The sequence below is a fragment of the Bradyrhizobium sp. USDA 4461 genome (genome assembly GCF_054055655.1).
Map to the genome: position 1 here is coordinate 5,016,893 of NZ_JBSRXM010000001.1, position 11,728 is coordinate 5,028,620.

The following is an 11,728-nucleotide window of genomic DNA, read 5'->3' on the forward strand; positions in this document are numbered from 1 at the left end:
TCAACGCATCACAAGCCAAGCCATTCAATCAAAACGGGCGGGACAGCCCTGACGGGGGAAGCGAAGTCATGAGCGATACGCCGAGCGAGGCGCCGGTCAAATCGATCTTGCCGGAATGGATACGCGGCCCGCAGGACTTCATCGGCGGGCTCGCCATGGTCGCGGTTGCGCTGTTTGCGTTGTGGGCCTCGAGCGATCTGCAGGGCATGCACGGATTTTCGTTCGGTGCCGGGACTGCGCCGCGGATGTTTGCCGTGCTGCTGCTGCTGCTCGGCGGCGCCGTCGCGCTGATGGGCATTCTCAAGGACGGCCCTGACATCGCGGCCTATTCCTGGCGCGGCCCGTTGTTCGTGTCCGCAGCCATCGTGTTCTTCGCAGTCGCGATCCGGCCGCTCGGGCTCGTGGTCTCCGCCTTTGCCGCCTTCCTGATCGCGGCGCTCGGCTCGCACGAGACCAAATGGATCGAAGCCATCATTGTCGGTGCCTGCCTGACGATCGGCTGCGCGCTGCTGTTTCCTTATGTACTGGGACTTCCGATGCCGATGTTCCCGCGTTTCCTGATCCAGTGAGGGCGTGATGGAACTGTTTGCCAATCTCGCCCATGGTTTCGCGGTCGCCTTCTCGCCGATCAACCTTCTGATGTGTCTGATCGGTGCGCTGGTCGGCACGCTGGTCGGCGTGCTGCCGGGCATCGGCACCATCGCCACCGTCGCCATGCTGCTGCCGATCACCTTCGGCCTGCCGCCGGTTGGCGCGCTGATCATGCTCGCCGGCATCTATTACGGTGCGCAATATGGCGGGTCGACCACCTCGATCCTGGTCAATATTCCCGGCGAGGCGACCTCGGTGGTGACCGCGCTCGACGGCCACCAGATGGCCAGGCAGGGCCGCGCCGGTCCGGCACTCGCGATCGCAGCGATCGGCTCGTTCTTCGCCGGCTGCGTCGCGACCGTGCTGATCGCCGTGCTCGGCGCGCCGCTGACCAAGCTCGCGCTGGCGTTCGGTCCGGCCGAATATTTCTCGCTGATGGTGCTCGGCCTGATCTTTGCCGTGGTGCTCGCCAAGGGCTCGGTGCTGAAGGCGATCGCGATGATCGTGTTCGGCCTGCTGCTGTCGATGGTCGGCTCCGACATCGAGACCGGCGCCTCGCGCATGGCCTTCAACATCCCGGAACTTGCCGACGGCCTCGGCTTCGCCACCGTGGCGATGGGTGTGTTCGGCTTCGCGGAGATCATCCGCAACCTCGACCATGGCGCGGAGATGGACCGCAATCTGGTGCAGCAGAAGATCACCGGCCTGATGCCGACCAGGAAGGATCTGGCGGACTCCACGCCAGCGATCCTGCGCGGCACCGTGCTCGGCTCGATCCTCGGCATCCTGCCGGGCGGCGGCGCCGTGATCGCGTCGTTCGCGGCCTACACGCTGGAGAAGAAGCTGGCGAAGAATCCATCGCGGTTCGGCCGCGGCGCGATCGAGGGCGTGGCGGCGCCGGAAAGCGCCAACAATGCCGCGGCGCAGACCTCGTTCATCCCGCTGCTCACGCTGGGCATCCCGCCGAACGCGGTGATGGCGCTGATGGTCGGCGCGATGACCATTCATGGCATCGTGCCGGGCCCGCAGGTGATGCAGAAGCAGCCCGACCTGGTCTGGGGCATGATCGCCTCGATGTGGATCGGCAATTTGATGCTGATCATCATCAACCTGCCGCTGGTCGGCATCTGGGTCCGCCTGCTGCGCGTGCCGTACCGGCTGATGTTCCCTTCGATCGTGGTGTTCTGCGCGATCGGCATCTACTCGGTGAACAACGCGCCGGTCGACGTCGTTCTCGCCGGCGCGTTCGGTCTCATCGGCTACTGGCTGATCAAGCACGATTTCGAGCCGGCGCCGCTGCTGCTCGGCATGGTGCTGGGCCCGCTGATGGAGGAGAATCTGCGTCGCGCGCTACTGATCTCGCGCGGCGACTGGAGCGTGTTCGTCTCGCGGCCGCTGTCGGCGGTGCTGCTGGCGATCGCGGCAGGTCTCCTGGTGCTTGCCGTGTTGCCGACCTTGCGTGCGAAGCGCGACGAAGTGTTCGTGGAGTCCGAGGGCTAGAGCATGATCCGGAAAAGTGTAAAGCGGTTTTCCGGATAGATCATGCTCAAACAGGAAGCTCCGGCCCTGCGTCGGCGCGCCGCAGGCGGAAGTCGAATCGACACTCGATGTCGTCTCATGAAATGAAAATGCCGGCCGATTTGGCCGGCATTTTTATTGGTCAAACGTTCCCGGGAGGAATCGAGATGATGTCCATTCGCTCGCTTGCGGGCGCATGCCTGTCGGCATTTGCCGCGCTCGGTGCATTCGCCGTGCCGGCATCCGCGCAGAATTATCCGACCCGCACCATCACCATGATCGTGCCGTTCGCAGCCGGCGGTCCGACCGACGTCATCTCGCGCATCGTCACCGCGCATATGGCGCAGACGCTCGGCCAGAGCATCGTCATCGAGAATGTGGTCGGCGCCGGCGGCACCACGGCGACGACGCGCGCCGCACGCGCCGGCAATGACGGCTACACGCTGGTCACCGGACATATGGGCACGCACGCCGCGTCCGTGCCGCTCTATCCGAAGCTTGCCTATCACCCGGAAAAGGATTTCGAGCCGGTCGCGCTGCTCGCCGGCACGCCGATCCTGATCCTTGCCCGCAAGGATTTCCCGCCGAAGGATCTCAAGGAGTTCGTCGCCTACGTGAAGGCCAATGCCGAGAAGGTCAACGCCGCGCATGCCGGCATCGGCTCGGTGTCGCACGCCTCCTGCGAGCTGTTGAACTCGATCCTCGACATCAAGCCGGTCGGCGTGCCCTTCAACGGAACGGGACCTGCGATGAACGCGCTGGTCGCCGGCCAGGTCGATTACATGTGCGACCAGATCGTCAATGCGGTCCCGCAGATCAACGCCGGCACCATCAAGGCTTATGCGGTTGCGACCCCCGAGCGCAATCCGTCGCTGCCTGACGTGCCGACCACGAGGGAAGCCGGCCTGCCGACGTTCCAGGCCCAGGCCTGGAACGCGATTTTCGCGCCGAAGGGAACTTCGCCCGCCATCATCGCCACGCTGAATGGCGCGGCCATCAAGGCGCTCGACGACGACAATGTCCGCAAGCGCCTGCTCGAGCTCGGCAGCGTGATCCCGGCGCCCACCAGCCGCACGCCGGAGGCGCTCGCTGCCCTGGTCAAGGACGAGATCGCGAAGTGGACCCCGGTGCTGAAACCGGCAACTTAATCCAGCGCAAACAAGTGGATAGGCGAGGGGCGGAACGCGAGTTCCGCCCCTTGTCGTTTGCCGGGGGAGTGTTCATTTTTCAGGGTATAATCGGTGCGTTCAGCCGAATCAGCGTGTCGACCGGCGGCCCTCGCCGCTACATTCGCCGTTCTCTCGAAGCTCCGAAAAGACCGCCAAGAACCTGTCATGAACCAGTATCACGACCTGCTCGAACGCATCCTCGCCGATGGTGCGGAGAAGCACGACCGCACCGGCACCGGCACGCTGTCGATCTTCGGCCACCAGATGCGCTTCAACCTGTCGGCCGGCTTCCCGATGCTGACCACCAAGCGGCTGCCGCTGAAGGCGATCGTGCACGAGCTGCTCTGGTTCCTCGCCGGCGACACCAACATCAAATATCTCAACGACAACGGCGTCACGATCTGGGACGAATGGGCCGACGCCAATGGCGATCTCGGCCCGGTCTACGGGTCGCAATGGCGCTCCTGGCCCGCGCCCGATGGCCGCAGCATCGACCAGATTTCGAACGTGATCGAGATGATCAAGCGCAACCCGGATTCGCGGCGGCTGATCGTCAGCGCCTGGAATCCGGCCGAGGTGGACAAGATGGCGCTGCCGCCGTGCCACTGCCTGTTCCAGTTCTATGTGGCCAACGGCAAGCTCTCCTGCCAGCTCTATCAGCGCTCGGCCGACGTCTTCCTCGGCGTGCCCTTCAACATCGCCTCCTATGCGCTCCTGACCATGATGGTCGCGCAGGTGACCGGACTGAAGCCCGGCGATTTCGTTCACTCGCTCGGTGATGCGCATCTCTACTCGAACCATCTCGAGCAGGCGCGCCTGCAATTGACGCGGCCGACGCGGCCGCTGCCGACGATGGCGATCAACCCTGACGTGAAGGATATCTTCGCGTTCCGCTACGAGGACTTCAAACTCGAAGGCTACGACCCGCATCCGCACATCAAGGCCGAAGTCGCGGTCTGATGTCGCTGACCATCCGCCGCGCGCGCCCCGATGAGGCCGGACTGGTGCTCTCGCTGGTCCGCGAGCTCGCCGACTACGAAAAGCTTCTGCACGAGGTCCATGCCAGCGAGGCCGATATCGCCGAGGCGCTGTTCGGCGCCAGCCCGCGGCTTTATTGCGACATCGCGGAATGGAACGGCGAGCCGGCCGGCTTCGCCGTCTGGTTCGTCAATTTCTCGACCTTCGCCGGCCGCCACGGCATCTATCTCGAAGACCTGTTCGTGCGTCCGGCACTGCGCGGCAAGGGCATCGGCAAGGCGCTGCTGGTGCATCTGGCCAAGCAATGTCTCGCCAATGGCTGGTCGCGCCTGCAATGGGCGGTGCTCGACTGGAACGCGCCGTCGATCGCGTTCTACAAGTCGCTCGGTGCCGAGATGATGGACGAGTGGACGATTTGCCGCGTCTCCGGCGCGGCGCTGTCGGCGCTTGCGGAAGGGCCGCGCTGATGGAAGTCGTGCTCGTCGTCGCGGTCGCCGAGAACGGCGTGATCGGAAACAATAACGCAATTCCGTGGCGGCTGAAATCGGACCTGCGGCGCTTGAAGGCGATCACGCTGAACAAGCCGATCGTGATGGGACGCAAGACGTTCGAATCCCTGCCCAGGCCGCTGCCGGGGCGCACCAACATCGTGGTGACGCGCGATCCGAATTATCGCGCGCGCGGCGCCCTCGTCACGAACTCGTTCGAGAACGCGCGTGCAATTGCGCTTGGTGACGCGCTGCGGCGTTTCGCCACTGAAATCGCGATCATCGGGGGCGCGGAGATCTATGCGCAATGGATGGGCACGGCCGATCGCCTGGAGATCACCGAGGTCCACGCCCGGCCTGACGGCGATACACGGTTCGACAAGATCGACACCAAGGTGTGGGAGGAGGTCGCGCGCGTGCGGAATCCGGCAGGCCCGGACGACAGCGTCGACTTCTCCTATGTGACATATCGTCGGCGCGGCCAACGTTAACCAATGTTTGCATTGACAATTATGCCCCGGCGCATAGCTCGTCCGGCCAGGAAGCTTGCGTTGTAAGGGCCCTGACGGTCCCCTATAACCGGGCCGGACATTCGAGCCGGGGCGTCCCGTCCGGGCTTGCCGAGGAGATGTTTGATGCCGTGGAAAAATCAAGGCGGGGGGCCATGGGGCTCGGGTCCGAAAGGGCCGTGGGGCACGGGTCCGCAGTCAGCCGGGCCGAGGCCGCCGGATCTTGAGGATCTGCTGCGGCGCGGCCAGGACCGCCTCCAGCAGTGGCTGCCCGGCGGCCATTTCAGCGGCATGGGCATCGCGCTGGTGCTGGTTGCTGCGCTCGCGATCTGGTTTGCGACCGGCATCTTCCGCGTCCAGTCCGAGGAGCTCGGCGTCGTCATGCGCTTCGGCAAGTATGACCGCGATGCGCAGCCGGGCCTGCGCTATCACCTGCCATATCCGATCGAGACGGTGCTGCTGCCGAAGGCGCTGCGCGTCAACACGATCTCGATCGGCATGACCCTGATCGACGATCCCGCACGGCGCGGCCGCACCATGCGCGACGTGCCGGAAGAGAGCCTGATGCTGACCGGCGACGAAAACATCGTCGACGTCGACTTCACCGTGCTCTGGCGCATCAAGCCGGGCGGGGCCGGCGCGTATCTGTTCAACATCCAGAATCCGGAAGGCACCGTGAAGGCGGTTGCCGAAAGCGCGATGCGCGAGGTGATCGGTCGTTCGCAGATCCAGCCGATCCTGACCGGGGCGCGCAACGTCACCGAGCAGAACGTCCAGGAGCTGATGCAGAAGACGCTCGATACCTACAATGCGGGCATCCAGATCACGCAGGTGCAGATGCAGAAGGTCGATCCGCCGGCGCAGGTGATCGACGCGTTCCGCGACGTGCAGGCGGCACGCGCCGACCTCGAGCGCAAGCAGAACGAGGCGCAGACCTACGCCAACCGGATCGTGCCGGAAGCGCGCGGCCGTGCCGCGCAGATCCAGCAGGCCGCCGAAGGCTACAAGGAGCAGGCGGTCGCCGAGGCCAAGGGCCAGAGCGCGCGCTTCCTCAAGGTCTATGACGAGTACAAGAAGGCACCCGACGTGACGCGCGAGCGCATCTATCTGGAGACCATGGAAAAAGTGCTCGGCGGCTCCGAGAAGCTGGTTTACGACGGCGGCCAGGGCCAGAACATCGTGCCCTATCTTCCGCTCGGCGAGCTGACGACGAAGCGTCCGCCGGCACCGCCGACCACGACCGGCCAGCAGGGAGCCACCCGATGAGGTCCCCCGTCACCGGCATCCTGTCCCTGATCGTTCTCTTCATCGTTCTTGCCGTCGGCTACAGCTCGGTGTTCACCGTGCAGCAGACCGAGCAGACCATCGTGCTGCGGTTCGGCGAGCCGGTTGAGGTCGTCACCGATCCCGGCCTGCACTTCAAGGCGCCGTGGAATTCGGTGATCAATGTCGACAAGCGCATCCTCGATCTCGAAAATCCGTCGCAGGAAGTGATCGCCTCCGACCAGAAGCGACTCGTGGTCGACGCCTTTGCGCGCTATCGCATCAAGAATGCGCTGCGCTACTACACCAGCGTCGGGTCGATCCAGGCCGCCAATTTGCAGTTGACCACGCTCTTGAACGCGGCGCTGCGCCGCGTGCTCGGCGAGGTCAACTTCATCACGGTGGTGCGTGACGAACGCGAGAAGCTGATGTCGCGGATCCGCGAGCAGCTCGACAAGGAAGCCGACGGCTACGGCATCGAGGTTGTCGACGTCCGGATCCGCCGCGCCGACCTGCCGGAGCAGAACAGCCAGGCGGTCTATGACCGGATGAAGACCGAGCGTCAGCGCGAGGCGGCCGAGTTCCGTGCCCAGGGCGACCAGAAGGCGCAGGAAATCCGTTCCAAGGCCGACCGCGAAGCGACCGTGATCGTCGCCGAGGCGAACTCGGCGGCGGATCAGACCCGCGGTGCGGGCGATGCCGAGCGCAACCGCCTGTTCGCCGAAGCCTACGGCAAGGACAAGGACTTCTTCGCGTTCTACCGCTCGATGACGGCCTATGAGAACGGCCTCAAGCCCAACGACACGCGTTTCCTGTTGCGGCCGGACTCGGAATTCTTCAAATACTTCGGCAGTGCCAGCGGCAAGCCGCCTGAGGCGGCCGCCGCGGCGAAACAGTAACGTCACGACTTGAACGTAGCGCCTTGAACATCACGGCTTGGCAGCGACGCGGACAACGCGTCGCTGCCGTTTCAAGAATAACAACATCGTGCGGGGAGGTTGCCATCCGATGAGGTCAATAGCGTTCGGCGACTTCCTCATCGGGTTGGGAATCCTGTTCGTGCTCGAAGGCATCCTGTTCGCGGCAAGCCCTGCCTGGATGCGCCGGGCGATGAAGAGCGCGCTCGCCACGCCCGACAACGTCCTGCGGATCGTCGGCATCGGCTCGGCGGTCGCCGGGCTAATCCTGATCTGGGTGGTGCGGCGCTGAACATTGCCTGTTCCGCCGGGCAGATCGCGCCGGAATCAACATAATCGTGAGCCTCGCGCCGCCGGTTTTTCGCCGAAATGCCCGGCTGAGATGCTTGCGCCATATGCCCGTTCGGGCGCACTCTCTAACGAGCTAGTTTGAACCCGTTTGCCTGGAGAAACTCCGACATGATCGCTGCCAGACCAGCCCTGAGCCGCCGCCTCCGCATGATGGGGGCCGCGATCTCGATCGGTGCTGCGAGCATGCTGAGCTCCGTGCCGGCGTTCGCGCGCGGACCCGAGGGTATCGCCGACATCGCCGAGAAGGTGATCGACGCCGTCGTCAATATCTCGACCTCGCAGACCATCGAGGCCAAGAGCGGCGGCGCGATGCCGCAGCTGCCGCCGGGCTCGCCGTTCGAGGAATTCTTCGACGATTTCTTCAAGAACCGCCGCGGGCCGCCCGGCAAGGGCGGCGAGAAGGGCGGCGAGTTCCAGCCGCGCAAGACCAACTCGCTCGGCTCCGGCTTCATCGTCGACACCGCGGGGATCGTCGTCACCAACAATCACGTCATCGCCGACGCCGACGAGATCAACGTCATCCTCAACGACGGCACCAAGATCAAGGCCGAGCTGGTCGGCGTCGACAAGAAGACCGACCTTGCGGTGCTGAAGTTCAAGCCGCCGAAGCCGCTGACTGCGGTCAAGTTCGGTGACAGCGACAAGATCCGCCTCGGCGACTGGGTGGTCGCGATCGGCAACCCGTTCAGCCTCGGCGGCACGGTGACCGCGGGCATCGTCTCGGCCAAGAACCGCGACATCAGCCAGGGCCCGTATGACAGCTACATCCAGACCGACGCCGCGATCAATCGCGGCAATTCCGGCGGTCCGCTGTTCAACCTCGACGGCGAGGTGATCGGCGTCAACACGCTGATCATCTCTCCGACCGGCGGCTCGATCGGCCTCGGCTTTGCGGTGCCGTCGAAGACGGTGGCCGGCGTCGTCGACCAGTTGCAGAAGTTCGGCGAGCTGCGCCGCGGCTGGCTCGGTGTGCGCATCCAGCAGGTCACCGACGAGATCGCCGACAGCCTCAACATCAAGCCGGCGCGCGGCGCGCTGGTGGCCGGCATCGACGACAAGGGCCCGGCCAAGCCGGCCGGCATCGAGCCCGGCGACGTCGTCGTCAAGTTCGACGGCAAGGACGTCAAGGACCCGAAGGATCTGTCGCGCATCGTCGCCGACACCGCGGTCGGCAAGGAAGTCGACGTCGTCATCATCCGCAAGGGCAATGAGGAGACCCGCAAAGTCACGCTCGGCCGGCTCGAGGACACCGACAAGGTCCAGCAGGCCAACGCCAAGCCGAAGGACGACACTGCCGAGAAGCCGGTGACCCAGAAGGCGCTCGGTCTCGACCTGGCGGCGCTGAGCAAGGACCTGCGCACCAAATACAAGATCAAGGACAGCGTGAAGGGCGTTGTCGTCACCGGCGTCGACAATGCCTCCGATGCTGCCGAGAAGCGGCTGTCGGCCGGCGACGTCATCGTCGAGGTGGCGCAGGAGGCGGTGGCCAGTGCCGCCGACATCAAGAAGCGCGTCGACCAGCTAAAAAAGGACGGCAAGAAGTCCGTGCTGCTGCTGGTCTCCAACGGCGACGGCGAACTGCGCTTCGTCGCGTTGGGTGTGCAGTAAGGCAGAGCGGCGCCTCAGTCATAGAGTGTCATCCCCCGCGAAAGCGGGGGATCCAGTACGCCGCGGCCTCGCCATCTTCCATCGACGTCTCTGGAATGCTCGGTCCCCCGCTTTCGCGGGGGACGACAGGCTGCATGAGCCTTATCACGCCACGAACTCATCCCGCCGATAGCCCTGCGCATACAGCAGCGCGGTGAGATCGCCGTGGTCGATCCGGACTGCGGCGGCGGCCGCGACTGCCGGCTTGGCGTGATAGGCGACGCCGAGGCCCGCGGCCTGGATCATGCCGAGATCGTTGGCGCCGTCGCCCACCACCAGCGTGTCGATATCGTCGAGGTCGAAGGATTCGGTGAGCTCGATCAGGGTGGCGAGCTTGGTGGCGCGGCCGAGGATCGGCTCGACCACTTCGCCGGTCAGCTCGCCGTTCTCGACCTGCAACCGGTTGGCGCGGTTTTCCTGGAAGCCGACCTTGGCCGCGACCACCTGGGTGAACAGGGTGAAGCCGCCCGAGATGAGGCAGGTATAGGCGCCGTGCGCGCGCATGGTCATGGCCAGCTCGCGGCCGCCCGGCGTCAGCGTGATGCGTTTGTCGAGCACCTCGTCGACGACGCTGACCGGCAAGCCCTTGAGCAGCGCCACGCGCTCGCGCAGCGCCGGCTCGAACTCGATCTCGCCGCGCATCGCCCGCTCGGTGATGGCGGCGACATGGGCCTTCAGCCCGGCGAAGTCGGCGAGTTCGTCGATGCACTCCTGGCCGATCATGGTGGAATCCATGTCGGCCAGAAAAAGCTTCTTGCGCCGGCCGATCCGAGGCTGCACGACAATGTCGATCGGCAGGTCGCCACGGGCCTGGCGCAGCCGCGCTTCGACGGCCTTGATGTCGTCCCGGCTGGCCTCGCCGTCGGAATTCGGGCTCTCGAACGGGATGTCGACGGCGACCTCGTTGAACAGCCACTGCGCCGGGCCGGGTGAGGGCAGCGCGGCCCGCGCGCCGTCGACGATGGTGGAGTCGAGCGCGGGGCTTGCAGGATTGCAGATCAGCGTGGCAACGAGGGACATGCAGGCGGATTCGGGATTGTTGGACAAGGCAGTGCTTATCGCAGGGCCGACCGCCAGCGGCAAGTCGGCGCTGGCGCTAGCGCTCGCGCAGCGGACCGGCGGGGTTGTGATCAACACCGACTCGATGCAGGTCTATCGCGACCTCCGCATCATCACGGCGCGGCCGACCGTGAGCGAAGAGGCGCTGGTTCCGCACCGGCTCTACGGCCAAGTCGACGCCGGCGTGAATTTCTCCGCCGGCGCCTGGGTGGCGGATGCGACCAAGGCGCTCGGCGAGGCGCGTGCGGACAAGCGCCTGCCGATATTCATCGGCGGCTCCGGCCTGTATTTCAAGGCGCTGACGCGCGGCCTGTCGGCGGTGCCGCCGATTCCCTCCACTGTGCGCGACGATGTCCGCGCAAGGCTGGAGCAGCACGGCGTCGAGGCGCTGCATGCCGAGCTCGCCGCGCGCGATCCGGTGTCGGCCGAACGGCTGAAGCCGCGCGACCGCACCCGCATCGCCCGGGCGCTCGAGGTCGTCGAGGCCACCGGCCGGCCTTTGCCGGACTGGCATCGTGAGGGTCTGCCGCCGCTGCTGCCGCCTGGTGAATTCCATGCGCTGTTCCTCGCGCCGGACCGCGCGCAGCTCTATGCCCGGATCGACGCCCGGTTCGGCACGATGCTCGATGCGGGGGCGCTTAACGAGGTCGCGGCGCTGGCCGAGCGCGGGCTCGATCCGCTGCTGCCGGCGATGAAGGCCCATGGCGTGCCGGCGCTGATCCGGCACCTCAGGGGGGAGATCAGCCGGGAGGAGGCCGCCGAGATCGGACGGGCCGATACCCGCCATTACGCCAAGCGCCAGTTCACCTGGTTTCGCCACCAGCTGCCGGAATTCGAATGGGTGGCGCCGGAGGCGGCGACGGCGTGGCTGCAAGGACGGATCCGGTAGCCCGGATGGAGCGAAGCGCAATCCGGGGAATCTTACCCCAGGAAGCGCTCGCCCCGGATTTCGCTGCGCTCCATCCGGGCTACAAGAGGCCTCACGCCGCCACACGCCCGTCAGCCATGCGCGTTCGCCAGCGCAAAAACACTCGCCGAAGGGCCGGAACCCCGTTACACTTCAAAAATCGCGAAAGTGCTTGCCTTGCCTTGACATTCGGGCTTTGGCCGCTATGTTCGCGCAACCTTTGGGAAGACTGGGTCGTCTCGTGCGCAACATTATTACCAAACTGCTTATCGCCGTCGTACCCAGGCACACCGCCGGGGATGGCTAGCGGCCATCCAAATTCGGGCGGTGT

General features: G+C 65.4%; 12 protein-coding genes. 11 read left to right on the forward strand and 1 reads right to left on the reverse strand.

Features of this window, described 5'->3' with window-relative positions:
* Positions 1-68 precede the first annotated feature (68 nt).
* The 10 genes from ACVINW_RS23120 to ACVINW_RS23165 all read left to right on the forward strand — a co-directional run bounded on the left by ACVINW_RS23120 (position 69) and on the right by ACVINW_RS23165 (position 9,392).
* Positions 69-569 carry a tripartite tricarboxylate transporter TctB family protein gene (locus ACVINW_RS23120; RefSeq protein ID WP_456753420.1) on the forward strand — a complete coding sequence of 167 codons (501 nt, stop codon included), beginning with the start codon at positions 69-71 and terminating at the stop codon, positions 567-569.
* 7 nt (positions 570-576) lie between these two features.
* On the forward strand, positions 577-2,091 hold the full coding sequence (locus tag ACVINW_RS23125; RefSeq protein ID WP_456753421.1) for a tripartite tricarboxylate transporter permease: 1,515 nt from the start codon (positions 577-579) through the stop codon (positions 2,089-2,091).
* A 185-nt stretch (positions 2,092-2,276) separates the two neighbouring features.
* Positions 2,277-3,257, forward strand: coding sequence for a tripartite tricarboxylate transporter substrate-binding protein (locus ACVINW_RS23130; RefSeq protein ID WP_456753422.1), 981 nt, complete (start codon positions 2,277-2,279; stop codon positions 3,255-3,257).
* 186 nt (positions 3,258-3,443) lie between these two features.
* A complete protein-coding gene (locus ACVINW_RS23135) occupies positions 3,444-4,238 on the forward strand; it encodes a thymidylate synthase (protein WP_456753423.1) in 795 nt (264 codons plus the stop codon).
* Positions 4,238-4,723 carry an N-acetyltransferase family protein gene (locus ACVINW_RS23140; protein WP_456753424.1) on the forward strand — a complete coding sequence of 162 codons (486 nt, stop codon included), beginning with the start codon at positions 4,238-4,240 and terminating at the stop codon, positions 4,721-4,723. The genes ACVINW_RS23135 and ACVINW_RS23140 overlap by 1 nt, the downstream gene beginning before the upstream one ends.
* Entirely contained in the window at positions 4,723-5,235 is a 513-nt protein-coding gene (locus ACVINW_RS23145) for a dihydrofolate reductase (protein WP_456753425.1), read from the forward strand. Before ACVINW_RS23140 ends, ACVINW_RS23145 begins: the two co-directional genes overlap by 1 nt.
* Positions 5,236-5,379: 144 nt before the next feature.
* Positions 5,380-6,519, forward strand: coding sequence for an FtsH protease activity modulator HflK (gene hflK / locus ACVINW_RS23150; RefSeq protein WP_456753426.1), 1,140 nt, complete (start codon positions 5,380-5,382; stop codon positions 6,517-6,519).
* A complete protein-coding gene (hflC, locus tag ACVINW_RS23155; RefSeq protein ID WP_456753427.1) occupies positions 6,516-7,415 on the forward strand; it encodes a protease modulator HflC in 900 nt (299 codons plus the stop codon). The genes hflK and hflC overlap by 4 nt, the downstream gene beginning before the upstream one ends.
* A 109-nt stretch (positions 7,416-7,524) precedes the next feature.
* The gene (locus ACVINW_RS23160) at positions 7,525-7,725 is read left to right on the forward strand and encodes a DUF2065 domain-containing protein (RefSeq protein WP_456753428.1); all 201 of its coding nucleotides are present in this window, start codon (positions 7,525-7,527) and stop codon (positions 7,723-7,725) included.
* Between the two features lie 167 nt (positions 7,726-7,892).
* On the forward strand, positions 7,893-9,392 hold the full coding sequence (locus ACVINW_RS23165; RefSeq protein ID WP_456753429.1) for a Do family serine endopeptidase: 1,500 nt from the start codon (positions 7,893-7,895) through the stop codon (positions 9,390-9,392).
* 144 nt (positions 9,393-9,536) lie between these two features.
* Here the strand turns inward: ACVINW_RS23165 and serB are convergent, their stop codons facing one another.
* On the reverse strand, positions 9,537-10,451 hold the full coding sequence (gene serB, locus ACVINW_RS23170) for a phosphoserine phosphatase SerB (protein ID WP_456753430.1): 915 nt from the start codon (positions 10,449-10,451) through the stop codon (positions 9,537-9,539).
* On the opposite strand from serB, the gene miaA reads away from it, so the two are divergent.
* Complete coding sequence (miaA, locus tag ACVINW_RS23175) at positions 10,450-11,379, forward strand: tRNA (adenosine(37)-N6)-dimethylallyltransferase MiaA (RefSeq protein WP_456753431.1); 930 nt, start codon at positions 10,450-10,452, stop codon at positions 11,377-11,379. The genes serB and miaA overlap by 2 nt on opposite strands.
* Positions 11,380-11,728: the final 349 nt, after the last annotated feature.

Coding starts and splice junctions, on each gene's coding strand:
- hflC (WP_456753427.1), top strand. CDS start 6,516: ATGAGGTCCCCCGTCACCGGCATCCTGTCCCTGATCGTTCTCTTCATC.
- miaA (WP_456753431.1), top strand. CDS start 10,450: ATGCAGGCGGATTCGGGATTGTTGGACAAGGCAGTGCTTATCGCAGGG.
- ACVINW_RS23140 (WP_456753424.1), top strand. CDS start 4,238: ATGTCGCTGACCATCCGCCGCGCGCGCCCCGATGAGGCCGGACTGGTG.
- ACVINW_RS23125 (WP_456753421.1), top strand. CDS start 577: ATGGAACTGTTTGCCAATCTCGCCCATGGTTTCGCGGTCGCCTTCTCG.
- ACVINW_RS23135 (WP_456753423.1), top strand. CDS start 3,444: ATGAACCAGTATCACGACCTGCTCGAACGCATCCTCGCCGATGGTGCG.
- ACVINW_RS23145 (WP_456753425.1), top strand. CDS start 4,723: ATGGAAGTCGTGCTCGTCGTCGCGGTCGCCGAGAACGGCGTGATCGGA.
- ACVINW_RS23120 (WP_456753420.1), top strand. CDS start 69: ATGAGCGATACGCCGAGCGAGGCGCCGGTCAAATCGATCTTGCCGGAA.
- ACVINW_RS23160 (WP_456753428.1), top strand. CDS start 7,525: ATGAGGTCAATAGCGTTCGGCGACTTCCTCATCGGGTTGGGAATCCTG.
- hflK (WP_456753426.1), top strand. CDS start 5,380: ATGCCGTGGAAAAATCAAGGCGGGGGGCCATGGGGCTCGGGTCCGAAA.
- ACVINW_RS23130 (WP_456753422.1), top strand. CDS start 2,277: ATGATGTCCATTCGCTCGCTTGCGGGCGCATGCCTGTCGGCATTTGCC.
- serB (WP_456753430.1), bottom strand. CDS start 10,451: ATGTCCCTCGTTGCCACGCTGATCTGCAATCCTGCAAGCCCCGCGCTC.
- ACVINW_RS23165 (WP_456753429.1), top strand. CDS start 7,893: ATGATCGCTGCCAGACCAGCCCTGAGCCGCCGCCTCCGCATGATGGGG.